This is a genomic window from Streptomyces sp. NPDC007162 (genome assembly GCF_040634175.1).
In the GTDB taxonomy this organism is placed as follows: Bacteria; Actinomycetota; Actinomycetes; order Streptomycetales; family Streptomycetaceae; genus Streptomyces.
This window is the reverse complement of the sequence record NZ_JBEYFC010000078.1, coordinates 1-25,829: the sequence shown is the minus strand read 5'-3', so window position 1 is coordinate 25,829 and position 25,829 is coordinate 1. Positions and strand designations below refer to the sequence as shown.

Here is a 25,829-nt window from a genome sequence, read left to right as displayed (position 1 = left end):
GGACGGCGCCCGTCGTTTCCCGGTCGGGCCGCTGACCGGCGAGGAGAGTGACAAGGTCGGGGCGGGACAGTGGCCCGCCGACGACAACCCGCTGCGGGGCGCTCCGCACACGGCGGCCGCGCTCGACCGGCTCGGGCCGTGAGGCGGTCGGCGACGACGAGGAGGCCCGCGGCCGGGTCTACAGCGCTTCAGCCCCCGGCTTCACCATGTTGCGTACCGTGCGGGCCTTCACGAACGAGCCGAGCGCCGTCATGTCCCACTCCCCGGAGAACTGGCGGATCAGCTTGGCCATCAGGACGCCCGTCTGCGCCTCCGCGCCGGTCAGGTCGAAGCGGACCAGCTCCTCGCCGGTCGCGGCGTCCAGGAGACGGCAGTACGCCTTGGCGACCTCCGTGAACTTCTGTCCTGAGAAGGAGTTGACGGTGAAGACCAGGCCGGTGACCTCCGGGGGGATCCGGCCGAGGTCGACCACGATCACCTCGTCGTCGCCGCCTCCCTCGCCGGTGAGGTTGTCGCCCGAGTGCTTGATCGCGCCGTTCAGGATGGACAGCTTGCCGAAGTAGCAGCTGTCGACGTGGTCGCGCCGCGGGCCGTAGGCGATGACCGAGGCGTCCAGGTCGATGTCCTTGCCGCGGAACGCCGGCTCCCAGCCGAGGCCCATCTTGACCTGGGAGAGCAGCGGGCTGCCGCCCTTGACCAGGGACACGGTCTGGTTCTTCTGGAGGCTGACCCGGCCCTTGTCGAGGTTGACCTTCCCGGCGCCCGGGGCGGGGGCGGGAGGGGCGGCCGGCATCGGGGGAGCGGCGACCGGCGCCGGCTGGACCACCGGAGCCGGGGGCGCCGCCGCGGGCGGCTCCTCCACCGTCACGCCGAAGTCCGTCGCGATGCCGGCCAGCCCGTTCGCATACCCCTGGCCGACCGCGCGGGCCTTCCACGCGCCGTTGCGGAGGTAGATCTCGACGACCACCAGGGCCGTCTCCGCGCCCAGCTGCGGGGGCGTGAAGGTGGCCAGCACCGAGCCGTCGTCCGCGTTGCGGATCGTGGCCGTCGGCTCGATGCCCTGGAAGGTCTGGCCCGCGGCGTCGGGGCTCGCGGTGACCACGATCTTCTCGATGCCCGCAGGGACCGAGGCGGTGTCGACGATGATCGCGTCGGGCGCGGCACCGCCGCCCGAGCGGTAGGTCACGCCCGCGCCCGCCGACTGGTTGTAGAAGATGAAGTCGTCGTCGGAACGCACCTTGCCGTCGCCCGTCAGCAGCAGGCCCGACACGTCGAGCCGCACCGGAGCGGCGACGTCCACCGCCACCCGGGAGGCGGGGAGCGGGATGTTCGAGCCAGGGGTCATAGCTGTCATGCCGGGTGAACGAACGGACCCGCTTTACCGTTCCCTTAAACTTCTACGGCACCACCACGATCTTCCGCCCCACCCCCGCCGCGAACTGCTCCAGTGCCTGCGGATAGCTGTCCAGCGGCAGCCGGTCGCTGATGAAGACCTCGGGGTCGAGGACGCCGTTCGCGAACAGTTCGGCGGCGCGCTCGTAGCTGTGCAGCACGGCCATGGAACCGGTGATGGTGATCTCCTGGTTGTAGATGCGGTACGGGTCGATCGTCACCCGCGTCGCGTAGTCGGCCACGCCGAACTGGAGGAACGTGCCGGCCTTGGCGACCCGGTCCAGGCCGTCCTGGATCGCCGCCGCGTTGCCGGTCGCGTCGATCACCACGTCCCAGCCCCGCGGGCGGTCCAGCTCGTCCGCGTTCGCCGCGGCCGCCGAGACACCCAGCCGTCGCGCGGTCTCCAGGCGGGCCGGGTTCAGGTCGACGACGTCGACGCTCGCCGCGCCGGTCCGCTTGGCAAGCTCCAGCATCATCAGGCCCATCGTGCCCGAGCCGTAGATCAGGACATGTGCGCCGAGGCGGGAGTTGAGGACGTCGTAGCCGCGTACCGCGCAGGAGAGGGGCTCGATGAGGGCCGCGTCCTGGGTGCGGACGTGCTCGGGCAGTCGTACGCAGTTGGCGACCGGGGCGACGGCGTACTGCGCGGCGCCGCCGGGCACGGTCACGCCGATCGCGGCCCACCGCTCGCAGAGGTTGTTGTGGCCGTCCCGGCAGTAGCGGCACTCATGGCAGTACAGGGACGGGTCGACCGCGACCCGGTCGCCGATCGCCACCTCGGTCACCTGGGCGCCGACGCCCACCACCTCGCCGGCGAACTCGTGCCCCGGCACGATCGGCAGCTTGGGCGCGAACTCGCCCTGGAGGATGTGCAGGTCGGTGCCGCACAGACCGCAGGCGGCGACCTCGACGACCACCTCCCGGGGTCCCGGTGTGGGGTCGGGGACCTCGGTGACGACGGCACGGCCCACGGACTCGATGACGGCGGCCTTCATTTCACGGCTCCGAGCGACAGGCCCTGGACCAGTTTGTCCTGGGCGGCGAACCCCGCGGCGAGCACCGGCAGGGAGACGACGAGCGACGCGGCGCACACCTTGGCCAGGAACAGGCCCTGGCTGGTGATGAAGCCGGTCAGGAAGACGGGGGCGGTCTCGGCGACCACGCCGGTCAGCACCCGGGCGAAGAGCAGTTCGTTCCAGCTGAAGATGAAGCAGATCAGGGAGGTCGCGGCGATGCCGGGCAGGGCGATCGGGGCCACCACGCGCGCGAGGATCGTCGGCAGCCGGGCGCCGTCGATCTGCGCGGCCTCGATGACGGCGACCGGGACCTCGGCGAGGAACGACTGCATCATCCACACCGCGATCGGCAGGTTCATGGAGGTGTAGAGGACGACCAGGAACCAGATGTTGTCCAGCATCCCGGTGTTCTTCGCGAACAGGTAGATCGGCAGCAGCCCGGCCACCACCGGCAGCATCTTCGTGGAGAGGAAGAAGAAGAGGACGTCGGTCCACTTCTTGACCCGCCGGATTGACAGCGCGTAGGCCGCCGGGAAGGCGAGGACGAGCACGAAGAGGGTGGAGACGATCGACGCGACCGCCGAGTTGGCCAGGGCCGGCCAGGGGCTCGCGCCGCCGCCCGCGCCGAAGAACTCGCGGTAGCCGTCCAGGGTGAGGGCGGCGCCGAAGGAGGGCGGGTTGGTGGCCGCGTCCGCCTCGGAGTGGAAGGACGTCAGGGCCATCCAGGCGATGGGGAAGAAGAAGACGATGCCGACCAGCCAGGCCACCAGGCCGATGCCGCGGCCGCGGTGCTTGCTGACGTGCGGGGCGAGGCTGCTCATGCGCGGGACGCCTCCTCTCGGAACAGGGACGACACCACGCGCAGGGCGAAGGTCGCGATGACGATCGAGCCGATGACCACCAGGACGCCGGCGGCCGAGGCGAGGCCGTTCTCGTGGGCCTGGTAGAAGCTCTGGTAGACGGTGTAGGGGAGGTTCGCGGTGCCCAGGCCGCCGGACGTGATCGTGAAGACCGCGTCGAAGTTCTGGACGATGTAGATGCAGCCCAGCAGGGCGCCGAGTTCGAGGTAGCGGCGCAGGTGCGGAAGCGTCAGGTGGCGGAAGATCTGCCACTCGCCCGCGCCGTCCACCCGCGCGGCCTCGATCTGCTCGGGGTCCCGGCTCTGCAGCCCGGCCAGCAGGATCAGCATCATGAACGGCGTCCACTGCCACACCAGCGCGGCCTCGACCGCCAACAGCGGCGTGTGGGAGATCCAGTCGGGCTGCGGGCCGCCGACGTAGTGCAGCAGGCCGTTGAGCAGGCCGTACTCGGGGTTGTAGAGGACGTGCTTCCAGAGCAGCGCCGCCGCCACCGGGACCACCAGGAACGGGGCGATCAGCAGGGTGCGGACGACGCCCCGGCCGCGGAACCTGTTGTTCAGCAGCAGGGCGAGCGCGAGGCCCAGCACCAGGCTGACCAGGACCACGGTCACGGTGAGCAGCACGGTCGTCCAGACCGAGTGGCGCAGGTCGGCGTCGGTGAGCACCTGGCGGTAGTTGTCGAATCCGGTGAAGTGCCGGGCCTTCGGATAGAGGGCGTTCCAGTCGAAGAAGGAGATGACCACCGTGGCCACGAACGGCAGCTGGGTCACGACGATCATGAAGACCAGGGCGGGCAGGAGCGGGGCCCGGGTGACCCAGGCGCGCAGCCGGGCGGAGGGCGGCCGGGTGGTGCGTGCGGGTGTCGCTGCGTAGGGGGCTGTCGTCGCGGTCATCGTCCCTCGTACTCCTTGGAGATCTTCTCGGCGAGCTGCTGGGACTTCTTCAGGGCCGAGTCGACGGACTGCCGTCCGGCTATGGCCGAACTGATCTCCTGGGAGACCTTGGTGCCGAGATCGGTGAACTCGGGGATGTCGACGAACTGGATGCCGGGCGCGGGGCGCGGCTGCACGCCGGGGTCGTTCGGGCGGGCGCTCTCGATGGCCTCCCTGGTCATCTCCTGGAAGGCCGCGGCCGACTTCACGTAGTCGGGGTCGGTGTACGTCGACGCCCGTTTGCCCGCCGGGACGTTGGACCAGCCGCTGGTCTTCCCGACCAGTTGCTCGTACTCCTTGCCGGACGCCCACGACACGAACTTCCAGGCCTTGTCGGGGTTGCGGGAGGCCTTCTGGATGCCCCAGGCCCAGGTGTAGAGCCAGCCCGCGGACTTCGTCCGCTCCACGGGCGCGGGGGCGTAGCCGAGCTTGCCCTTGACGGGGGAGCCGTCGGCCTCCAGCGAACCGGCCGCGGAGGTGGCGTCGTACCACATGGCGACCTTGCCCTGGGTCATGTTGTTGAGGCACTCGGCGAAGCCGGACTGCGGGGCGCCGGACTCGCCGTGCGCGCGGACCAGGCCGACGTAGAACTTCGTGGCCTTCTCGAAGCCGGGCGCGTCCAGCCGTGCCTTCCAGTCCTTGTCGAACCAGGTGCCGCCGAAGGTGTTCACCACCGTGGTCAGCGGCGCCATCAGCTCGCCCCAGCCGGGCAGTCCGCGCAGGCAGATGCCGCGCATCCCGGACCGCGCGCCGTCCACCTTCGCGGCGAGGTCGGCGACCTGCTGCCAGGTCGGGTGGGCGGGCATCGTCAGACCCTTCGCCGCGAAGACGTCCTTGCGGTACATCAGGAAGGACGACTCGCCGTAGAAGGGCTGGCCGTAGAGCTTGCCGTCGGACGCGGTCAGGGCCTGCCGCATCGGCTTGAGGACGTCCTCCTCGTCGTAGCCGGGGTCCTTCGCGACGTAGGAGTCCATCTCGTGCAGCCAGCCGTTGCGGGCGTAGATCGGGATCTCGTAGTTGGACAGGGTGGCCACGTCGTACTGGCCGGCCTGGTTGGCGAAGTCCTGGCTGATCTTGTCGCGGACGTCGTTCTCGGGCAGCACCGTGAAGTTGACCTTGATGCCGGTCTCCTCGGTGAAGCGCGGGGCGAGCTTCTGGAGTTCCGTCATCTGGGGGTTGTTGACCATCAGCACGTTGATCGAGTCGCCGCCGGAACCGGACCCGCCCGCACCGACCCAGCAGCCGGAGAGCAGCGGGGCGAGCAGCGTCCCTGCGGCGGCCATGGCGAGTGTGACGCGTGGCCTCCGTCGGCTCGGGGTTCGCATGGATCGCTCCTGGAGGAATCGTGATATATGGGGCATCGGAGGGTGTGGTGGGGCCTTCGGGGGTGTGGGGGGTGGTGTCAGACCCGGATGACCTGGGGGCCCAGCAGGGAGTAGCGATGGGCTTCGGCGGAGGGCAGCAGGGTGCTCGTCACGATCGCCTCCAGGGCGCCGATCCCGGCGAAGCGGCAGAAGCTGACGGCCCCGAACTTGGTGTGCACGCCGGCGAAGACCGTCCTGCGCGCGGCTCGGATCGCCTGCGCCTTGACCTCGCCGACGGCGGGGTCCGGGGTGGTCAGCCCGTGCTCGCGCGAGATGCCGTTGGCCCCGATGTAGGCGAGGTCGAGTACGAAGCCGGCGAGCATCTTCGTCGTCCAGTGGTCGACGGTGGCGAGGGTGCCCGCCCGGACCCGGCCGCCGAGCAGCAGGACCGACGTGTTCTCGGCCTCGGCGAGCGCGCCCGCCACCGGCAACGACGCGGTGACCACGGTCAGCGGGCGGTCCGCCGGCAGTGCCTCGGCGATGAGCCGGGGGGTGAAGCCCTCGTCGACGAAGACGGTCTCGGCGTCGCCCAGCAGGTCGGCCGCGGCCGACGCGATGCGCCGCTTCTCCGGGACGTGGCTGGTCGAACGGAAGGCGAGCGTGGTCTCGAAACCGGCGCTCTCGACGGGATACGCGCCCCCGTGGGTGCGGCGGACCAGACCGTGGTCCTCCAGGGCGCGCAGGTCGCGCCGGATGGTCTCCTTGGCCACGCCCAGGGCCTCGGCGAGCGCGGTGACGTCGACCGAGCCGGTGGTGCGGGCGGCCCGCACGATCTCGCGCTGGCGTTCCTCCGCCGTCCTGGTGCTCATTCCGTCACCCGCTTCCCTGTGGAACCGCCCGTTCGGGCCATGCAGCAAGTTCTACAGCGGGTGCCTGAGGCTGACCAGGTCTGTTGCGGGCCCGATACTGCCCGTCTGTGCCCGTTTTCCGGGTGCCGTGCCCGCCTCGGACCTGCGCCGCTGCCGGATGCGGAGTGGGAGCGGGCGGCCCGGATGCCCGAACGCGGCGGCGGGCGGGCCCGTTCGGTGCCCGCCCGCCGTACGGCGTCGTTCTCCGGTGCCGGTACTAGTACGGCCAGATCGGCGGGTCGTTCACGAACCGGCCGCCCAGGTGGGTGTGGGCCGGGTTCTGCGGGTCGAGTTCGCCGAGTTCGGCGATCAGTTTCCCGGCGAACCGCTCCGAGTCGTCCTGCGGTTCGTAGCCGAGCGCCCGCGCGGTGCTCAGGTCCCACCACAGGCGGGTGTTGGCGGAGGAGCCGTAGACGACGCTGTGGCCGACCTTCTCGGCGGTCAGCGCCGCGTGGAAGAGGCGGGCGCCGTCGGCCGGGCTCATCCACACCGAGAGCATGCGCACGTCGGCCGGCTCCGGGAAGCAGGAGCCGATGCGGACGGAGACGGTCTCCAGGCCGTGACGGTCCCAGTACAGCTGGGCGAGGTCCTCGCCGAACGACTTGGACAGGCCGTAGAAGGTGTCGGGGCGGCGCGGGGTGTCGACGGGGACCAGCGGCTCGCCCGCGCCCGGGGCCCGGGTGTAGCCGACGGCGTGGTTGGAGGAGGCGAAGACGATCCGCGGTACGCCGGCCTCGCGGGCGGCCTCGTAGAGGTTGTACGTGCCCTCGATGTTCGCGCGCAGGATCTTCTCGAAGGGCGCCTCCAGGGAGATCCCGGCGAGGTGCAGGACCGCGTCCACGCCCCGTACCGCCTCGCGCAGCGCGTCCTTGTCGGCGAGGTCGGCGGTGATCGCGTCCGGTGCGCCCTCGACGGGCCGCACGTCCAGAAGGCGCAGTTCGTAGCCGTACTCGGGGAGCAGGGAGCGCATCAGGGTGCCGAGCCCGCCTGCGGCGCCGGTGAGCAGTAGCGTGCGGGGAGTGGGCATCCACGGTCTCCTTGACTCGGCTTGACCCGACGTCGGTCGTGTACGTGCATGATATTCACATTCATGGACACGCTAGGGAGCCGGGGCGCGCCCCGTCAAGTCTGTCGTGGCGTGCGGAAATCCGCTCGCATGTTGGTCGATTGCCTCCTTGACCGGCCCTTAGAAGGACTCGTAACGTGGTCGCGTTCATGAATATAGACGCCGATCAGAAACATGCATCGACAGGGAGCGCCCGTGACGCCAGCCCCGCTCGCCGCCCGGCTTCGTGACCCGCGCGGGCCCCTCTTCTTCCCCGTCACGGCCTACGGCCCCGACGGCTCCCTCGACCTCGACGTCTACCGCGAGCACGTCCGAAGGGGCGTCGAGGCCGGGGCCGCCGCCGTGTTCGCCTGCTGCGGCACCGGGGAGTTCCACGCGCTGCTGCCGGAGGAGTTCGAGGCCTGCGTGAGCGCGGCCGTGGCGGCGGCCGACGGACAGGTGCCGGTGGTCGCGGGCGCCGGCTACGGCACCGCGCTCGCCGTCCGCTACGCGCGTCTCGCCGAGGCCGCGGGTGCCGACGGCCTGCTCGCCATGCCGCCCTACCTGGTGGCCGCCGGCCAGGAGGGCCTGCTGCGGCACTACCGGGAGGTGGCCGCGGCGACCGGTCTCCCCGTGATCGTCTACCAGCGCGACAACGCGGTGTTCACCCCGGCAGCGGTGGTCGAACTCGCCCGCACCGAGGGCGTCATCGGCTTCAAGGACGGCCTCGGCGACCTGGACCTGATGCAGCGCATCGTCAGCGCCGTACGCACCGAGGTCCCCGGCGACTTCCTCTACTTCAACGGCCTGCCCACCGCCGAACAGACCCAGCTCGCCTACCGGGCCATCGGCATCGACCTCTACTCCTCGGCCGTCTTCTGCTTCGTCCCCGAGATCGCCCTCGCCTTCCACACCGCCCTGCGCGAAGAGGACCGGGCGACGGTGGCCCGCCTGCTGGACGGTTTCTACCGCCCGTTCGTCGAACTCCGCGCGCAGGGCAGGGGATACGCCGTCTCACTCGTCAAGGCCGGGGTACGGCTGCGCGGTCTGGACGTCGGCGAGGTCCGGCCACCGCTGCACGAGCCGGGCGAGGATCATGTGAAGCAGCTCGCCCGGCTGGTCGAGCGCGGCTGTGCACTGCTGGAGGGTGACGCGTGACGGTGTCCGAAGGAGAACGGGTGAAGTCGCCGAACGGAGCGGCGCGGTTGAGGACGTCGACGTTCGTCTACCCCTGGGACGTCAACGGCGACCCCGGGGCCCCGCACCGCGTCGCCGCACTCGGCGTGCACCAGGTGACCCTCGCCTCCGCGTACCACTCCACCCGCGCGCTGACCCCGCGCCACCCGCACCGCCGTATCGTCACCGCCGAGCACGCGGCCGTCTACTACCCGACGGACGACCGCTGGGCGGGCCGCCGGCTCCGCCCGTACCCGGCGGGCGACTGGGCCCCCGGCGACGCCTTCGGGGAGGCGGCCGAGGCCCTGCGCGGCGCCGGACTCGACGTCCACACCTGGGTGATCCTCGCCCACAACTCCCGCCTGGGCGCCGAGCACCCGGACACCTCGGTGGTCAACGCCTACGGCGACCGGTACCCCTGGGCACCCTGCATCGCCCAGCCCGCCACCCGCGCGTACCTGACCGACCTCGCCGCCGAGGCCGCGGTCCGGCCCGGCGCGGCCGGCACCGAACTGGAGTCCCTCGGCTGGTACGGCCTCCAGCACCTGCACGCCCACGACAAGACCGCGGGGGTCGGTCTCGGGGACGCCGGCCAGTACCTGATGGCGCTGTGCTTCTGCCCGACGTGCCGGACCGGGTACGGCGAACAGGGTCTGGACGCCGACGAGCTGGCGACAGCCGTGCGGGACGCGCTGGAACCGCTGTGGCGGGGCGCGGCGGACGACGCCGGCTGGCCGACGGTCGAGAAACTGCTCGGCGAACCGGTGGCGGCGGCCACCCGCGCGTGGCGGGACGGCAGGGCCCGCACCCTCCAGGAGGCGGCCGTCGCCGCGGTCCGCGCGGCCGCCCCCGAGGGCTTCCAGGTGCTGCTGCACGCCGACCCGGTGACGTACCACTGCGGAGCCAACGCGGGCGTGGACCCGGCCCACGTGCTGTCGGTCGCGGACGGTGTCGTGGTCCCCTGCGCGGGCGGTACGGCCCTGCTGGCGCCCTTCGCCGAGCACGCCCGGCCGGCCACGGTCCTCGCCGCCAACCTCACGGTGGTCTCCGGAATGGGCGGCAGCCCCGGCACCCTGGCCGCCGACGCGGCCCGGGCCCGCGAACTGGGCGCGACCGAACTGCGGCTGTATCACGCCGGGTTGGCATCGGACGGCGACCTGGCGGCGGTACGGGAGGCGCTGCGCTGAGCCAGCGCGCAGGCGGTGCCGAGCAGCGCGCCGCCGAGGACCACCAACAGCGGCCGGTGGTCGACGAGTTCGACGAGGGCGGAGCCGACCGCAAGACCGAGCACGTTCGGCGTGAACATCAACGTGTCGGCGGTCGCGGTCGCCCGCCCCAGCGCGGCGGCCGGGATCTCGCGCTGTACGGCGGTGTGGGCGGCGATCAGGACACAGGGCAGGCCGAGTCCGCCCGCGAGGCCGCACACCAGCAGCACCGGGTCGTACGGCACCGCCCGCCCGGCCGTCGCCAGCCCGGTCAGGGCGATCCCGGCCACCGCGAACCACCGCTCGCCGAGCCGTCGTAGCGCGGGCCCGGAGACCAGCCCCACCGCGACCGAGCCCACCCCCTGGGCGGTGTACAGCACCCCCACATAGGCGGGGGAGTGGCCGAGGGTGTCCACCACCGCGTAGTTCAGGCTGCTCGCGAGCGAGACCAGCCCCATCGTGACACCGCCCGCGCGGACCAGCGGCCGCAGCGCCGGGTGCGCCCACAGCAGCCGGACCCCCTCGGCGGTCCGCCGGCGCCGGCTCCCGTCGGGGTGCTCGGGACGTTGCTCCCGGACCCGCAACAGGGTGCACAGCCCGGCCGCCAGTACGAAGGTCAGGGCGTCCAGCAGGGCGACGCCCGGCCCGCCGTACGCCGTGTACAGGGCTGCGCCGGTCAGCGGGGCGACCAGCTTCATGCCCTCGCGGGCGGTCGTCCGCAGGCCGTTGAAGTCGCCGAGCAGGGCGGGGTCGACGGCGGCGACGACCAGAGCGGAGTTGGCCGCGTCCTCGACGACGCCCGCCGCGCCGTAGAGGAGGAGGACGGCGAAGAGCAGCCGGACGGAGCCTGGGGAGTGGACCGTGCAGAGGGACAGCACGAGGGCGGCGAGCGCGAGGTTCGTGCAGATCACGAGGGGTTTGCGGCGGACGCGGTCGGCGAGGGTGCCGAGGGCGGGGCCGAGGAGGGTGGGAGCCCACAGGGCGGCGGTGCACAGGGCGGCGAGGCCGTCGGAGCCGGTGAGGTCCTTGACCCAGACACCGGCCACCAGCCAGAGCGCGGAGGTGCCGAAGCCGGACACCACGACGCCGGTGAGGTAGAGGACCGCGTTGCGGTTCCGGAGCAGCCGTGTCACGGCCCATGAGCTGGGGGTCGTCATGCCTGGCCATCGTGGGCCTAAGGCGGGGGCGCGGGGATCGGGAAGATGCCCTGGAAAACACGGGTGACCCGTGGGCTTCACCCGCACGAGTTCTGACAGAAGCATTGACGAAACACGGCCGCCCTCCCTACCTTCGTCCGCGTCGTACTTCATACGTCATATATGAGACGCGATACGCGAGATCAGATACGTCAGACCGGGCCGACGGCCCGGTACGTGACCCCGAGAGGCGCGCATGACCTCTGTGCCCATGCCGATCCCGTCCCGCACGCAGTACGTGCTGGACGCGATCAAACACCGCATCCTCACCGGGCAGCTGACGCCTGGGCAGGCCCTGGTGGAGACCGAGCTCGCCGCGCAGTTCGGGGTGTCCAAGACACCGGTGCGGGAGGCGCTCAAGACCCTCGCGGGAACCGGGCTGGTCGTGATGAGCCAGTACAAGGGCGTCACGGTGCGCATGGTGGACGCGGACATGGCGCGCGAGGTCTACGACGTACGGCTGCTCCTCGAACCGGAGGCCCTGAAGCGCGCCGTCCACCGGGGCGCCTCCCTCGACGCCGCCCGCGACGCCCTCACCCGCGCCGCCGACGCCACCGACACCGCCGAACGCTCCCTGGCCAACCGGGACTTCCACCGCGCCCTCTACCTCCCGTGCGGCAACCCGCTGCTCGGCCGGATGCTGGACGAGGTCCGCGACCAGGCCGCCCTCGTCTCCGCGGTCGCCTGGGCCGCCTCCCCCTCCTGGGAGCGGGAGGCCGGTGAGCACCACGAGATCCTGCGGCTGGCGCTGGCGGGCGACGCCGACGGCGCGGCCCGCGCCCTGCACTCCCACATCGCGTCCTTCGTCGACCGAGCGTTCCCCCAGGCAGCCGACCAGGAAGGCCAGCAATGAGCAGCGTGGCGTTCGAGACCCAACGGGCGGCCCTGGCCGACGTCGTGGCCATCCCGGTGACCCCGTTCACCGAGGACGGCAGCGTCGACCAGGACGCCCACCGGGCCCTGCTGCGCCGGCTCCTCGACGGCGGGATCCGCACCCTCACCCCGAACGGGAACACCGGCGAGTTCTACGCCCTGGCCCCCGAAGAGCGGCGTCTCGTCACCGAGTTGACGCTGGACGAGGCCGGGGACCGGGCCGTGGTCCTGGTCGGCGTCGGCCACGACCTCCCCACCGCCGTCGCCTCCGCCCGGCACGCCCGGGAGCGCGGCGCGCAGATGGTGATGGTCCACCAGCCCGTCCACCCGTACGTCTCCCAGGCGGGCTGGGTCGACTACCACCGTGCCATCGCGCAGTCCGTGCCCGGACTCGGCGTCGTACCGTACGTCCGCAACGCCCAGCTCACCGGCGCCCGGCTCGCCGAACTCGCCGACGCCTGCCCGAACGTGATCGGCGTCAAGTACGCCGTCCCGGACGCCGCGAAGTTCGCGGCCTTCGCCAGGGACGCGGGCCTCGACCGGTTCGTGTGGGTGGCGGGACTCGCGGAGCCGTACGCCCCCTCCTACTTCTCGGCCGGCGCCACCGGGTTCACCTCCGGCCTCGTGAACGTCGCCCCCGCCGTCTCGCTGAACATGATCGAAGCGCTTCGATCCGGCGACTACCCGGCCGCCATGAAGGTCTGGGAGCAGATCCGTCGCTTCGAGGAGCTCCGTGCCGCGGGCGGCTCCGCCAACAACGTCACCGTCGTCAAGGAGGCGCTCGCCTCCCTCGGCCTGTGCCGCCGCGACGTCCGCCCGCCCAGCAGGCACCTGCCCGAGGAAGAACGCGCCGAGGTCGCCGCGATCGCCGCCGGATGGTCCGTATGAAGAAGCCCGAGGAACTCAGAAGCCACCAGTGGTACGGCACCGAAGGCCTCCGCTCCTTCAGCCACCGTGCCCGCACCCGCCAGCTCGGCTACCTCCCCGAGGAGCACCTCGGCAAGCCGGTCATCGCGATCCTCAACACCTGGTCGGACATCAATCCCTGTCATGTGCACCTCCGTGACCGGGCGCAGGCCGTCAAGCGGGGCGTCTGGCAGGCCGGCGGTTTCCCCCTGGAGTTCCCGGTCGCCACCCTCTCCGAGACCTTCCAGAAGCCCACCCCGATGCTCTACCGCAACCTCCTGTCCATGGAGACCGAGGAGCTGCTGCGGTCGTATCCCGTGGACGGCGCCGTCCTCATGGGCGGCTGCGACAAGTCCACCCCGGCGCTCCTCATGGGCGCCGCCTCCGTCGACCTGCCCACCGTCTTCGTGCCCGCCGGGCCCATGCTTCCCGGCCACTGGCGGGGCGAGGTCCTCGGCTCCGGCACCGACATGTGGAAGTACTGGGACGACAAGCGCGCCGGCCTGATCGGTGACTGCGAGATGACCGAGCTGGAGAGCGGACTGGCGCGCTCGCCCGGTCACTGCATGACGATGGGCACGGCCTCCACGCTCACCGCAGCCGCCGAGGCGCTCGGGGTGACCGTGCCGGGCGCGTCCAGCATCCCGGCCGTCGACTCCGGACACGACCGGATGGCCGCGAGTGCGGGAATGCGGATCGTCGAACTCGTCCACAAGGGGCGGACGCTCTCCCAGCTCCTCACTCCGGAGGCCTTCGAGGACGCCGTCACCACCGTGCTCGGCCTCGGCGGCTCCACCAATGCCGTCATCCACCTCATCGCCATGGCCGGCCGGGCCGGGGTGCGGCTCACCCTCGACGACTTCGACCGCATCGCCCGTACCGTCCCCGTCCTCGCCAACGTGCGGCCCGGCGGACAGACCTACCTCATGGAGGACTTCCACTTCGCGGGCGGCCTGCCCGGCTTCCTCTCCCGCATCCCCGACCTGCTCCACCTCGACCGGCCGACGGTGTCCCACGACACCTACCGCGAGCAGCTGGCCGGCGCCCAGGTCCACAACGACGACGTCATCCGGCCCCGGGACAACCCGGTGGCCGCCGAGGGCGGGGTCGCCGTGCTGCGCGGCAACCTCTGCCCGGACGGCGCGGTCATCAAGCACATCGCCGCCGAAAAGCACCTGCTCAAGCACACCGGGACGGCGGTCGTCTTCGACGACTACCGGACCATGCAGCGCACCGTCAACGACCCGGACCTCGGCATCACCGCCGACAGCGTGCTCGTCCTGCGCAACTCGGGGCCCAGGGGAGGTCCGGGCATGCCCGAGTACGGCATGCTGCCCATCCCCGACCACCTCCTCAAGCAGGGCGTGCGGGACATGGTCCGGATCTCCGACGCCCGGATGAGCGGCACCAGCTACGGCGCCTGCGTGCTGCACGTCGCGCCCGAGTCGTACGTCGGCGGGCCCCTCGCTCTCGTGCGCAGCGGGGACACCATCACCCTCGACGTCGAGGCGCGCACCCTCCACCTCCACGTGGACGACGAGGAACTGGCCGGGCGCCGGGCCGAGTGGACGCCGCCGCCCGTGCGCTACGGGCGCGGTTACGGCGCGCTCTACGACCAGCAGATCACCCAGGCCGACACCGGCTGCGACTTCGAGTTCCTGGCCCGGCCCGGCGAAGTCCCGGACCCGTACGCGGGCTAGCGCTCCCCCTGCGCTTCCGAAGATCGTCGAAGCGCTTCAACCACATGCATCAAGCAAGCGCTTCCTGCACCCGCTGTAACCGAAGCGAACGGAGAACAGTCGTGGCCCAAGCCGCAGCCGTGGCGAACCCGCCCGCGCCACCCCGGCGGCGCCGTGCCTCCGCGACGCCGCGCAGGCTGCCGTACCTGCTGATCGCCCCGGCGGCCCTGCTGATGCTGGGCTTCATCGCCTACCCGGTGCTCAGCGTCTTCTACTACAGCCTCCAGAACTACAACCCGACCAAGCCCTGGCGGAACGGCTTCGCCGGCTTCGGCAACTTCACCCAGGCCTTCGCCCACGACCCGCAGTTCTGGGACACGCTGACCTTCAGCGCCCAGTGGGTCGTGGTGGAGGTCGGGTTGCAGCTGCTGCTCGGGCTGGCGCTCGCGCTGATCGTCAACCAGACCTTCGTGGGCCGGGCGCTGGGCCGGGCACTGGTCTTCTCGCCGTGGGCCGTCTCCGGCGTGCTGACCTCCGCCATCTGGGTGCTGCTCTACAACTCCCAGACAGGCATCACGCGTTACCTCGCCGACGCGGGCATCGGGTCCTACGGCACCAGCTGGCTGTCGGACACCTCGACCGTCTTCCCGGCGGCCGTGGTCGCCGACCTCTGGCGCGGCGTCCCCTTCTTCGCGATCCTCATCCTCGCCGACCTCCAGTCCGTGTCGAAGGACCTGTACGAGGCCGCCGAGGTCGACGGGGCGGGCCGGCTCAAGCAGTTCTGGCACATCACGCTGCCGCACCTCAAGGACGCCATCGTGCTGTCCACGCTGCTGCGCGCGGTGTGGGAGTTCAACAACGTCGACCTTCTCTACACCCTGACGGGCGGCGGCCCGGCCGGCGAGACGACCACCCTTCCCCTGTACATCGCCAACACCAGCGTCGACGCCCACAACTTCGGCTACGCCTCGGCGCTGACCACGGTGGCGTTCGTGATCCTGCTCTTCTGCTCGGTCGTCTACCTGCGGCTCAGCAAGTTCGGAGGCGAGACGAAGTGATCACCGAGATCGCACCGACCGCACAGCCCGTGGCGACCGAACCCGCCCGGCCCGGGAAGCGGCGCCGGGCCTGGGACGAGGTCCCGCGCTGGCAGATCTACCTGCCCCTCGGGATCTACCTCCTCTTCACCCTGATCCCGTTCTACTGGATCCTGCTCTTCGCCGTCCGCCCCGCCGGATCCACCTCGCTGGTCCCCTGGCCGGTCACCTTCGACCACTTCCAGAAGGTGTGGACCGAGCGCAGCTTCGGCACGTACTTCACCAACAGCGTCTACGTCGGCATCGCGACCCTGGTGCTGACCACGGTCGTGGCGCTGGCCGGCGGCTACGCCCTCGCCCGCTTCGACTTCCGGCTCAAACGCGGCTTCATGCTCGCCCTGCTCTGCTCCCAGTTCGTGCCCGGCGCGCTGCTCCTGGTGCCGCTCTTCCAGATCTTCGCCAACCTGCGGATGATCAACTCGCTCGGCAGCGTCGTCATCGCCGAGACCGTCTTCCAGCTCCCGCTGTCGATGATCCTGATCAGCGGCTTCATCAGGAACGTGCCGTACTCCCTGGAGGAGGCCGCCTGGGTCGACGGCTGCAACCGGCTCACCGCCTTCCGGATCGTCGTCCTGCCGCTGCTGCGGCCCGGGCTGATCGCGGTCGGCTCGTTCGCCTTCGTGCACGCCTGGAACCACTTCCTGTTCGCCCTGATGTTCCTCTCCGACCAGGGCAAGCAGACCATCCCGGTCGGCCTGAACACCCTGATGAGCGCGGACAGCGTGGACCTGGGAGCGCTGGCGGCGGGCGGGATCGTCGCGGCCGTACCGGTCGTGATCGTCTTCGCCTTCATCCAGAAGTGGCTGATCACCGGCTTCAGCGCCGGGGCGGTGAAGGGATGAGACACCTTTCGGACCGCTCGGGACAAACGCTTACCCTGCTCGCAAAGATCGACAACGCAGGGAGGACCCCATGACCGTCGACATCGTCCTGGCGGGAGCGCGCGGCCACGGCCGCTGGCACCTGGAGAACATCCGCCGGCTCCAGGAGAAGGGGATCGTCCGGCTGGCGGGCATCTGCGAACTGACCCCGCTGGGCCCCGACGAACTGCCGGAAGGCCTCGAAGAGCCCGAGCAGTCCGGTGACTTCGGCGCGCTGCTCGACTCGACCGGCGCCCGCGTCGCCGTGATCTGCACCCCCATCCCCACCCACACCGACCTGGCCCTGACCGCGGCCGAGCGTGGCGTGCACATGCTCCTGGAGAAGCCGCCGGCACCGTCGTACGCCGAGTTCCGGCGGATGGCGGACGGGGTCGCCAAGGCGGGCGTGGCCTGCCAGATCGGCTTCCAGTCGCTGGGCTCGCACGCCGTGCCCGCGATCCGCAGGCTGATCGAGGAGGGCGCGATCGGCGCGGTGACGGGGGTGGGCGGAGCGGGCGCCTGGGCCCGGCCCGAGTCCTACTACCGGCGCGCGGCCTGGTCCGGCAGGCGGCGTCTGAACGGCGTGGACGTGGTCGACGGAGTCCTCACCAACCCCCTCGCACACGCCGTCGCCACCGGGCTCGCCCTGCTCGGCACCACCCGCGCCGAGGACGTCACCGGCATCGAGACCGAACTGCTGCGCGCCAACGACATCGAGTCCGACGACACCTCGTGCGTCCGCGTCTCCACCCCGCGCGGCCCGGTCACCGTCGCCGCGACGCTCTGCGCCGAGGAACCCGGGGACCCGTACGTCCTGGTGCACGGCGACCGCGGCCGGATCACCTTCTGGTACAAGCTGGACCGGGTGCTCGTACAGCGGGCGGGCCACGGCCCGGAGGAGACCGAGTACGGCACCACGGACCTGCTGGAGAACCTCGTCGACCACCTCACCACGGGCGCCGAGCTGCTGGTCGAGCCGGACGCGACGGGCGCCTTCATGAAGGTCGTGGAAGCGATCCGGCTGGCCGACGACCCGGCCGTGCTGCCCGCCGACGCCTGGCGACACCTCCCCGACGAGGACCGCCGGGTGGTGACCGGCATCGACGGGCTGGTCGCGGCCAGCGCCGACACCCTCGCCCTCTACTCCGAGCTGAGCGCCCCCTGGGCCCCGCCGAAAGAGGTGAGCACATGACGGACGCCGCCCTGCTGCTGAAGGCCGCGGGCCGCCCGGTCGGCTGCTACGTGAGCCACCCCAGGCTCCCGGAGCGGCTCTCCCCACGCCCCTACCTGCACCCCGTCACCACCCTGGCCGGCACGGCGGTCACCGAGCTGGCCCCCGCCGACCACCTCCACCACCTCGGCGTCGGTGTCGCCGTTCCCGACGTCGAGGGGCACAACTTCTGGGGCGGCCGGACCTACGTCCGAGGCCAGGGGCCGACCGAGCTGGACAACCACGGCACCCAGCGCCACGTGGCCTTCCAGCTTCGCGACCCCGACGGCTTCGTGGCGGAGGTGCGCTGGGCCGCGGCGGGCCGGGACCTGCTCCGTGAGCGCCGCACCGTCGCCGTCACCGAACTCACCGGCACCGCCTGGGCGCTGGACTTCACCTTCTCCCTCACCAACGTCACCGAAGGCCCGCTCTCCCTCGGCAGCCCCGCCACCAACGGCCGCCCCGGAGCGGCCTACGGCGGCTACTTCTGGCGGGCCCGCAAGGAGGCCTCGGCTCCGGACGTCTTCACGGCGGACCGGGAGGGAGAGGAAGCGGTGCACGGCGGGACCGCCGACTGGCTGGCGCTGGCCGGCGCCGACTGGACCCTGGTCTTCGCCGGGGCCACCGAGGAAACCCGCCGCGACCCCTGGTTCGTGCGCACCGCCGAGTACCCGGGCGTCGGCTCCTCGCTGGCGCACGCCGAGCGGCTGCCGGTCCCGGCCGGCGGGACCGTCGTACGCCGGATCGTCACCGTCGTCGCCGACGGCCGGCCCACCCGGGACGAGGCCGCCGCCCTGGCCCGCAAGGCGGTGACCCGGTGACGGCGACCTACCGCAACCCCGTCCTGGACGCCGACTGGTCCGACCCCGACGTCGTCCGGGTCGGCGACGACTTCTACCTCACCGCCTCCAGCTTCGGCCGCGCCCCCGGACTCCCGCTCCTGCACTCCCGCGACCTGGTCGGCTGGACCCTGGTCGGGCATGCCCTCGACCGCCTGGAACCCGAGGCGCGGTTCGCCTCCCCACGTCACGACTGCGGGGTGTGGGCGCCCTCGCTGCGCCATCACGACGACCGCTTCTGGATCTTCTGGGGCGACCCGGACCAGGGGATCTTCCAGATCAACGCCCCCGGGATCAGGGGCCCTTGGAGCCGCCCGCACCTGGTCAAGGAGGGCAGGGGACTCATCGACCCGTGTCCGCTCTGGGACGACGAGACCGGCGAGGCGTACCTCGTCCACGCCTGGGCGAAGTCGCGGTCGGGGATCAGGAACCGGCTGACCGGGCACCGGATGCATCCCGACGGCACCTCGCTGCTCGACGCGGGCAAGGTGATCGTGGACGCGGACCGGATACCGGGCTGGTTCACCCTGGAGGGCCCCAAGCTCTACCGGCACGACGGCTGGTTCTGGATCTTCGCGCCCGCCGGGGGAGTGGCGACCGGCTGGCAGGGCGCCCTGCGCTCCCGCGGGTTCTTCGGGCCGTACGAGGAACGGATCGTCCTGGAGCAGCGGGACACCGACGTCAACGGACCGCACCAGGGCGGCTGGGTGCGGACCGGGCGCGGCGAGGACTGGTTCCTGCACTTCCAGCAGCGCGGGGCGTACGGCCGGGTGGTCCACCTGCAGCCGATGCGGTGGGACGAGGACGGCTGGCCGGTGCTCGGGGACGAGGGCACGCCGGTCGCCGAACACCCGAGGCCCGAACTGCCCGCGCAGCCGGCCGCCGCGCCCGCCACGGACGACGACTTCCCCGGCGGACGGTTCGGCCGGCAGTGGCAGTGGACGGCCAACCCGGGGGACGGCTGGGCCACCCAGCACTCGGGAGACGGGCTGCGGCTCGCGTGCGTGCGCACGGGGGATGTGCACGACCTGCGCCGGCTGCCCCATGTGCTGACCCAGCGGCTGCCCGGGAAGCCGAGCGTGGTCGAGGTCGGCCTGCGGCTGGACGGCGTCGAGCCGGGGGCGCGCGCCGGGCTCGCGGTGCTCGGGGACGCGTTCGGCTGGATCGGGCTCGAACGTGGGGCGGACGGGGTGGTGCGGCTGGTGCACCGGTTCGCCGACGCCGTCGCCGACCAGGAACGGGACGCGGGCCCGGCCTGTCCCGCGCCCGGGGGGCGGGCCCGGCTGCGGATCGGGATCGGCGCGGCGGCGCGCTGCCGGTTCTCGTACGACGTGGGGGCGGGCTTCGTGCCCTCGGGGCCGGTGTTCGCGGCCACCCCCTATCGCTGGGTCGGCGCCCTGCTCGGACTCTTCGCCGCCGCGCCCGAAGGGCCGGGCCACGCCGGGGCGGCCACCTTCTCGCAGTTCCGGATCAGCGCCCAGTAACCGTCGTCCTTGGTGGGAGCCGCAATGACGCACCTCCGTAGCAAGCGCTTGCCGAATCGGGGCACCGCCCCCACCGGCGCGTGTCTCCACTGGATCCCGAAGAAGCGACCCGAGGAAGAGAGCCGACCGATGAAGAGCAGCATCCGCAGAAGCAGGCGTGCGGCCGTGGCCGTCGCCCTGGGCTCCGTGCTCGCGCTGACCGCCACCGCCTGCGGCGACGACGGCAGCGGCAGCGCGGGGGACAAGGGCAACGAGGGCTCGGGCAAGGGCACGATCACGTTCTGGGACAACAACGGCGGTGTCCGCACCGACGTCTGGAAGCAGATCATCGCCGACTTCGAGAAGCAGAACGCCGGCATCAAGGTGAAGTACGTCGGCATTCCCGCCGCGAGTGCCCAGTCCAAGTACGACACCGCCATCCAGGGCGGCGGTCTGCCCGACGTCGGCGGTGTCGGTACCGCGATGCTCGCCGAGGTCGCGGTGCAGGGCGCGCTGGAGCCGCTGGACAGCCGGCTGGCGAAGAGCCCGCTCAACGGCAAGCTGAACCAGAAGCTGCTGGACAACAGCCGGGCCGCGGGCGGCGGCGACCAGCTGTACCAGATCCCGACCTCGTCCAACAACGGTGTGCTGTGGTACCGGACCGACCTGTTCAAGAAGGCGGGCCTGGACGCGCCGACGACGTGGACGAAGTTCTACCAGGCCGCCGACAGGCTCACCGACAAGGGCAAGAACCAGTTCGGGTTCACGATCCGTGGCGGTGAGGGGTCGATCGCGCCGGCGCTCGACGCCGCGTACAGCCAGAGCGGGATCACCTCGTTCTGGAACGGCGACAGGACCACGGTCAACGACCCCAGGAACGTGACCGCGCTGGAGAAGTACGTCGCGCTGTACAAGAAGGACACGCCGTCCGCCGACGTCAACAACGACTTCACCAAGATGGTCGCGCAGTGGGACAGCGGCACGATCGGGATGCTGAGCCACAACCTCGGGTCGTACCAGGACCATCTGAAGGCGCTGGGCGCGGACAAGTTCCGGGGGCTGCCGAATCCGACCCAGGACGACGGTACGCGGGTGCAGATCTCCAACCCGGTCGACGGGCTGAGTGTCTTCAAGTCCAGCAAGAACAAGGCGGCCGCCTGGAAGTTCGTCGAGTTCGCCCTGTCGCACGAGGAGAACTCGAAGTTCAACGAGTCGGCGGGGCAGATTCCGGCGAACACGGAGGCGGCGTCCGACGCGTGGATCCAGCGGGCCGAGCCCACGAAGCTGGCGGCCGAGGCGCTGAACGGTGCCGGTACGAAGATCGTGCAGTTGCCTTATTACCTGCCGGACTGGAACACCATTTCCAAGGCCGACAACGAGCCGAACTTCCAGAAGGTGCTGCTCGGGAAGATGACGGCGAAGGAGTTCCTGGACACGCTGGCCGATCAGCTCGACAAGGCGCAGGCCGACTGGAAGAAGAACCACTGATTCGGGTGGTTGCGGTTGTGGGGGACTGCGAGTCCGTAGTGGCTGGTCGCGCAGTTCCCCCAAGAAGGTCAGGAAGGTGAACCTCCGTGTCCCTTACGCGCAGACAGATGACCTCCGCGGCCCTTGCCGCCGTTCCCCTCGTGGGCAGGTCCCCCCGGGGAGAACCTCGCACCCTCTACATCGCCGGTGACTCCACCGCCGCCCAGAAGACCGCTGACGAGGCTCCCGAGACCGGGTGGGGCATGGCGTTGCCCTTCTTTCTCCGGAAGGAGGTCGCCGTCTCCGACCAAGCCGTGAACGGACGGAGTTCCAAGAGCTTCGTCGACGAGGGGCGGCTCGACGCGATCCTCGCCACCATCCGGCCGCACGACCTGCTGCTCGTCCAGTTCGCGCACAACGACGAGAAGAGCGCCGATCCGACCCGGTACACCGAGCCGTGGACGACGTACCAGGAGTACCTGCTGGAGTACGTCGAGGGAGCCCGGGCGCGCGGTGCCCGGCCCGTGCTCGCCACCCCGGTCGAGCGCAGGAGGTTCGACGCGGACGGCAACGCCGTGCCGACCCACGGCGACTATCCGGCGGCGATGCGTGCGCTGGCCGCGCGGGAGCGCGTGGCGCTGCTCGACATCGAGGCGCTGTCGCTGGCCCTGTGGCAGTCGCTGGGCGTCGAGGCGACCAAAACGTACTTCAACTGGACCGACACCGAGCAGGACAACACGCACTTCAACCCGCCGGGGGCCATCGCGGTGGCCCGCCTCGTGGCGCAGGAGCTGCTGCGCACCCGGGTGCTGTCCCGGCGCGACGTCGTCCGGCTGCACGAGGACATCCCGACTTCCTGGATCACCTGGCCACCCGCATAGCCGAGGAGAACCGCACAGTGCGTACACAGATATGTCATGGACGCGTCATAGGGGCGCTGGCCGGCTGCACGGCTCTCGTGCTGGCCGCGACCGGGACCGCCCAGGCCGCCGCCCCGCACCGGACCGCGCCCGACCGGCAGGTGCTGGCCGCGCACGACGGCTGGGGCTCGGCCACCACCGGGACCACCGGCGGGGCCGCCGCCGACTCCGCGCACGTCTACACCGTCACCACCTGGGACGAGTTCAAGGCCGCCCTCGCCGACGGCGGCAGCGCACCGAAGATCGTCAGAGTGGTGGGGACGATCGACGCCGACGGGCCCAGCTGCGACTCGTTCGCCGTGCCCGGCTACGACTTCGCCACCTACCTCGCCACGTACTCGCCGGAGGCCTGGGGACGCTCCACCAACCTGGACAACGAGCCCGACGACAGCCCGGAGGGGCTGCGCCGCGCCTCCCAGGCCCAGCAGGACGCCTACGTCAAGGCCTACGTCCCGGCCAACACCACCATCATCGGCATCGGGAAGAACGCCGGGTTCAAGGGCGCCAGCCTGCAGATCAAGGCCGTCGACAACGTCATCGTCCGCAACCTGAGCCTCGAGAGCCCCCTCGACTGCTTCCCGCAGTGGGACCCGACCGACACCGCCGACGGCAACTGGAACTCCGAGTACGACAGTGCGGTGATCTACGGGTCGACCCATGTCTGGATGGACCACGACACGTTCACCGACGGCGACCACCCGGACAGCACCCTGCCCTACTACTTCGGGCGGATCTACGAACAGCACGACGGCGAACTGGACATCGTCAAGGGCGCCGACTACGTCACCGCCTCCTGGAACGTCTTCGAGGACCACGACAAGACGATCCTCATCGGCAACAGCGACAGCGCGTCCACCGCCGCCGTCGACCGGGGCCACCTCAAGGTCACCTTCCACCACAACCTGTTCAGCAACCTGGTGGAGCGGGCACCCCGGGTGCGGTTCGGGCAGGTCGACTCCTACAACAACCACTTCGTCGCCGGGGACGGCTACGGCTACAGCTACGGCATCGGCATGGAGTCCCAACTCGTCGCCGAGCACAACGCGTTCACCCTGCCGGACGGCGTCGGCGCCGGAACGGTCCTGAAGAAGTGGAAGGAGGCACCGCTCACCGCCGACGACAACTACGTCAACGGCGAGCTGACGGACCTCATCGCCGTCCACAACGCCCAGGTCCCCGGCGAGATCCTGCAGTCCGGGGCCGGCTGGACCCCCACCCTGCGCACGAGGACCGACCCCGCGCGGGCCGTGCCGCGCATCGTCGACTGCGGCGCGGGCGCCGGCCGGCTGCGCTGACCCGACCGTCCCGGGGGCCGGGGCACTTCGCGCTCCGGCCCCCTGCGACCCCTCACCGCGAAGGACGTACCGCCACCCTGCTCTCCGTCCCTCTCCGTCGCCAAGGAGCACCCGCATGTCCTCGCCCCACCTCCCTCTGCCCAGACGGGGTTTCCTGCTCGCGAGCGCCGGGGCGGGCGCCGCGCTCGGCCTGGCCGCCCTGCCCGCGCACGCCGCCGGGCGCCCCTTCGGGCGGTACGGGTCGCCCGAGCGCCGCCGCACCCCGGGGACCCTGTACGTCGACCCGCACGGGCGCGGCGACTTCACCACCGTCCAGGCCGCCGTGACCGCCGCCACCGGCAGCGGCCGGACCCTGGTCCTCGCCCCGGGCGTCTACCGGGAGACGGTGGCCCTCGACACCACCCGTACCGAGGCCACCTGGATCGGCGCCGCCGAGAACCCCCGTGACGTGGTGATCGTCTTCGACAACGCCAACGGCACCCCCAAGCCCGGCGGCGGCACCTACGGCACCTCCGGATCCGCCACCACGACCGTGCAGGCCGACGGGTTCACCGCCCGCTGGATCACCTTCGCCAACGACTGGCTGCGCGCCGATCACCCGGACATCACCGGCACCCAGGCGGTCGCCGTCAAGGTGCAGGGCGACCGGAGTGCGTTCACCGACTGCCGGTTCCTCGGCCACCAGGACACCCTGTACGCCGACTCGACGGCGCTCGGCACCTTCGCCCGCCAGTACTTCGCGCGCTGCTACGTCGAGGGCGACGTCGACTTCGTCTTCGGGCGGGCGACCGCGGTGTACGAGCACTGCCACTTCCGCACCCTGGACCGCACCGACCTGGCCGCCCCGCCGTACGGCTTCGTCTTCGCGCCCTCCACGGCGGTCGCCAACCCGCGCGGCTACCTGGTGACCAGGAGCCGGGTGAGCAGTGCGGCGCCGGACGCCTCCTACAAGCTGGCCCGCCCGTGGGTGCCGGGTTCCGACACCACCGCCCGTCCGATGCTCACCGTCCGCGAGACCTGGCTCGGCCCCGGCATCGACGCGACGGCTCCCTACACCAACATGTCGGACACCTATCCGTGGCAGAACCAGCGGTTCGCCGAGTACCGGAACGCCGGGCCGGGCGCTGTGATCTCCGTCCCCGGGAACCGGCCCCAACTCACCGCCGCGGAAGCCGGGGCGGCGACGCGCGAGACCTATTTCGGTGACTGGAAGCCCTGGAAGGAGGACTGCTGACATGCGTCGGCGCACCCTCCTGGCGGGCGTCACCGGCGGTCTGCTCACCGCCGCCGCCCGACCCGCGTCCGCGGCCGGCCGCCGGGTCCTGCACGTCCGTCCCGGGGAGTCGGTCCAGGCGGCCGTCGACAGGGTGGACGGGCCCGGCTGGACGATCGTCGTGCACCCGGGGACGTATCGCGAGGTCGTCGACGTCCCGCAGGATGCTTGCGAGTTGACGATCCGTGGGGCCCTTCGCGATCCGTGCGCCGCCGTCATCGTCTTCGACCACGCCAATGGCACGCAGAAGCCGGACGGGACCACCTACGGCACCGCGGGCTCGGCCACCTTCACCTCGGCCGCCCCCGGGCTGACCGTCCGGGACCTGACCCTGGCCAACGACTGGCTGCGCGCCGACCACCCCGAGATCACCGGCACGCAGGCCGTCGCCGCGTACCTGACGGGCGACCGGACGCACTTCGAGAACGTCCGGCTCCTCGCCCACCAGGACACCCTGTTCGCCGACACCACCGAACCCGGCTCCTTCGACCGGCAGTTCTTCCACCGCTGCCACATCGAGGGCGACGTCGACTTCGTCTTCGGGCGGGCGCGGGCGGTGTACGAACACTGCCACTTCCGCACCCTGCAACGGGACGTGTCCTTCACCCCCAAGGGCATGGTGTTCGCGCCCTCGACCGCCCGTGCCGACCCTTACGGGTTCCTCGCCGTCCGCTGCCGGTTCTCCTCGGCCGCGGAGGACGGGGCGTACAAGCTGGCGCGGCCCTGGGTGCCGACGTACGAGACCACCGCCTGGCCCTCGCTGGTCGTGCGGGACAGTCTCATCGGCCCCGGGATCGACCCCGTCGCGCCCTACACGAACATGCGGGACGCCTATCCCTGGCAGTCCATGCGGTTCGCCCACAGCACGTCGTTGTCCGGCGGGGCCTCCATGGGCGTACACCTCGGTTCTGAT

The 25,829-nt window shown here is 71.3% G+C and carries 23 protein-coding genes; 15 read left to right on the top strand and 8 right to left on the bottom strand.

Annotated features, from left to right (window positions below; translation table 11 throughout):
- Nucleotides 1-178 precede the first annotated feature (178 nt).
- The 7 genes from ABZ646_RS12390 to ABZ646_RS12360 form a co-directional block, all read right to left on the bottom strand.
- Nucleotides 179-1,345, bottom strand: a complete 1,167-nt coding sequence (locus tag ABZ646_RS12390; protein ID WP_360516651.1) for a TerD family protein — start codon at nt 1,343-1,345, stop codon at nt 179-181.
- 52 nt (nt 1,346-1,397) lie between these two features.
- Complete coding sequence (locus tag ABZ646_RS12385; RefSeq protein ID WP_360516648.1) at nt 1,398-2,387, bottom strand: zinc-dependent alcohol dehydrogenase family protein; 990 nt, start codon at nt 2,385-2,387, stop codon at nt 1,398-1,400.
- Entirely contained in the window at nt 2,384-3,229 is an 846-nt protein-coding gene (locus ABZ646_RS12380; protein WP_360516645.1) for a carbohydrate ABC transporter permease, read from the bottom strand. Before ABZ646_RS12380 ends, ABZ646_RS12385 begins: the two co-directional genes overlap by 4 nt.
- A complete protein-coding gene (locus tag ABZ646_RS12375) occupies nt 3,226-4,161 on the bottom strand; it encodes a sugar ABC transporter permease (protein ID WP_360516642.1) in 936 nt (311 codons plus the stop codon). Before ABZ646_RS12375 ends, ABZ646_RS12380 begins: the two co-directional genes overlap by 4 nt.
- Nucleotides 4,158-5,525, bottom strand: a complete 1,368-nt coding sequence (locus ABZ646_RS12370; protein WP_360516639.1) for a sugar ABC transporter substrate-binding protein — start codon at nt 5,523-5,525, stop codon at nt 4,158-4,160. Before ABZ646_RS12370 ends, ABZ646_RS12375 begins: the two co-directional genes overlap by 4 nt.
- A 77-nt stretch (nt 5,526-5,602) precedes the next feature.
- Nucleotides 5,603-6,373 carry a DeoR/GlpR family DNA-binding transcription regulator gene (locus tag ABZ646_RS12365; RefSeq protein ID WP_360516636.1) on the bottom strand — a complete coding sequence of 257 codons (771 nt, stop codon included), beginning with the start codon at nt 6,371-6,373 and terminating at the stop codon, nt 5,603-5,605.
- Nucleotides 6,374-6,629: 256 nt separating this feature from the next.
- The gene (locus ABZ646_RS12360; RefSeq protein WP_360516633.1) at nt 6,630-7,439 is read right to left on the bottom strand and encodes an NAD(P)-dependent oxidoreductase; all 810 of its coding nucleotides are present in this window, start codon (nt 7,437-7,439) and stop codon (nt 6,630-6,632) included.
- A 234-nt stretch (nt 7,440-7,673) separates the two neighbouring features.
- Here ABZ646_RS12360 and ABZ646_RS12355 point away from each other — a divergent pair, with 234 nt between their 5' ends.
- Both ABZ646_RS12355 and ABZ646_RS12350 read left to right on the top strand, forming a co-directional pair.
- Nucleotides 7,674-8,615: a 5-dehydro-4-deoxyglucarate dehydratase gene (locus tag ABZ646_RS12355; RefSeq protein ID WP_360516630.1), complete on the top strand. Its 942-nt coding sequence runs from the start codon at nt 7,674-7,676 to the stop codon at nt 8,613-8,615.
- Nucleotides 8,616-8,662: 47 nt separating this feature from the next.
- On the top strand, nt 8,663-9,820 hold the full coding sequence (locus ABZ646_RS12350) for a hypothetical protein (RefSeq protein WP_360516654.1): 1,158 nt from the start codon (nt 8,663-8,665) through the stop codon (nt 9,818-9,820).
- Here ABZ646_RS12350 and ABZ646_RS12345 read toward each other — a convergent pair.
- A complete protein-coding gene (locus ABZ646_RS12345; RefSeq protein ID WP_360516627.1) occupies nt 9,763-10,995 on the bottom strand; it encodes an MFS transporter in 1,233 nt (410 codons plus the stop codon). The two genes, ABZ646_RS12350 and ABZ646_RS12345, sit on opposite strands and share 58 nt — an antisense overlap.
- 235 nt (nt 10,996-11,230) lie before the next feature.
- On the opposite strand from ABZ646_RS12345, the gene ABZ646_RS12340 reads away from it, so the two are divergent.
- The 13 genes from ABZ646_RS12340 to ABZ646_RS12280 form a co-directional block, all read left to right on the top strand.
- Complete coding sequence (locus ABZ646_RS12340; protein ID WP_360516624.1) at nt 11,231-11,887, top strand: GntR family transcriptional regulator; 657 nt, start codon at nt 11,231-11,233, stop codon at nt 11,885-11,887.
- Nucleotides 11,884-12,795, top strand: a complete 912-nt coding sequence (locus ABZ646_RS12335; protein ID WP_360516621.1) for a dihydrodipicolinate synthase family protein — start codon at nt 11,884-11,886, stop codon at nt 12,793-12,795. Before ABZ646_RS12340 ends, ABZ646_RS12335 begins: the two co-directional genes overlap by 4 nt.
- Nucleotides 12,783-14,513 carry an L-arabinonate dehydratase gene (araD, locus tag ABZ646_RS12330; RefSeq protein ID WP_360516618.1) on the top strand — a complete coding sequence of 577 codons (1,731 nt, stop codon included), beginning with the start codon at nt 12,783-12,785 and terminating at the stop codon, nt 14,511-14,513. Before ABZ646_RS12335 ends, araD begins: the two co-directional genes overlap by 13 nt.
- A gap of 101 nt (nt 14,514-14,614) precedes the next feature.
- Nucleotides 14,615-15,550, top strand: a complete 936-nt coding sequence (locus ABZ646_RS12325; RefSeq protein ID WP_360516615.1) for a sugar ABC transporter permease — start codon at nt 14,615-14,617, stop codon at nt 15,548-15,550.
- Nucleotides 15,547-16,431, top strand: a complete 885-nt coding sequence (locus tag ABZ646_RS12320; RefSeq protein ID WP_360516612.1) for a carbohydrate ABC transporter permease — start codon at nt 15,547-15,549, stop codon at nt 16,429-16,431. Before ABZ646_RS12325 ends, ABZ646_RS12320 begins: the two co-directional genes overlap by 4 nt.
- Nucleotides 16,432-16,501: 70 nt before the next feature.
- Nucleotides 16,502-17,641, top strand: coding sequence for a Gfo/Idh/MocA family oxidoreductase (locus ABZ646_RS12315; RefSeq protein WP_360516609.1), 1,140 nt, complete (start codon nt 16,502-16,504; stop codon nt 17,639-17,641).
- The gene (locus tag ABZ646_RS12310; RefSeq protein ID WP_360516606.1) at nt 17,638-18,480 is read left to right on the top strand and encodes a PmoA family protein; all 843 of its coding nucleotides are present in this window, start codon (nt 17,638-17,640) and stop codon (nt 18,478-18,480) included. The genes ABZ646_RS12315 and ABZ646_RS12310 overlap by 4 nt, the downstream gene beginning before the upstream one ends.
- Nucleotides 18,477-19,982 (top strand): family 43 glycosylhydrolase, encoded by a 1,506-nt coding sequence (locus ABZ646_RS12305; protein ID WP_360516603.1) that lies wholly within the window; start codon nt 18,477-18,479, stop codon nt 19,980-19,982. The genes ABZ646_RS12310 and ABZ646_RS12305 overlap by 4 nt, the downstream gene beginning before the upstream one ends.
- 129 nt (nt 19,983-20,111) lie before the next feature.
- Nucleotides 20,112-21,449 (top strand): sugar ABC transporter substrate-binding protein, encoded by a 1,338-nt coding sequence (locus tag ABZ646_RS12300; RefSeq protein WP_360516600.1) that lies wholly within the window; start codon nt 20,112-20,114, stop codon nt 21,447-21,449.
- A gap of 86 nt (nt 21,450-21,535) precedes the next feature.
- Nucleotides 21,536-22,309, top strand: a complete 774-nt coding sequence (locus tag ABZ646_RS12295) for a rhamnogalacturonan acetylesterase (RefSeq protein ID WP_360516597.1) — start codon at nt 21,536-21,538, stop codon at nt 22,307-22,309.
- Nucleotides 22,310-22,326: 17 nt separating this feature from the next.
- Entirely contained in the window at nt 22,327-23,643 is a 1,317-nt protein-coding gene (locus tag ABZ646_RS12290; RefSeq protein ID WP_360516594.1) for a polysaccharide lyase family 1 protein, read from the top strand.
- Nucleotides 23,644-23,758: 115 nt separating this feature from the next.
- Nucleotides 23,759-24,877 carry a pectinesterase family protein gene (locus tag ABZ646_RS12285; protein WP_360516591.1) on the top strand — a complete coding sequence of 373 codons (1,119 nt, stop codon included), beginning with the start codon at nt 23,759-23,761 and terminating at the stop codon, nt 24,875-24,877.
- 1 nt (nt 24,878) lies between these two features.
- Nucleotides 24,879-25,829 (top strand): pectinesterase family protein (locus ABZ646_RS12280; protein WP_360516588.1); only part of this gene is annotated, 951 nt, incomplete at its 3' end.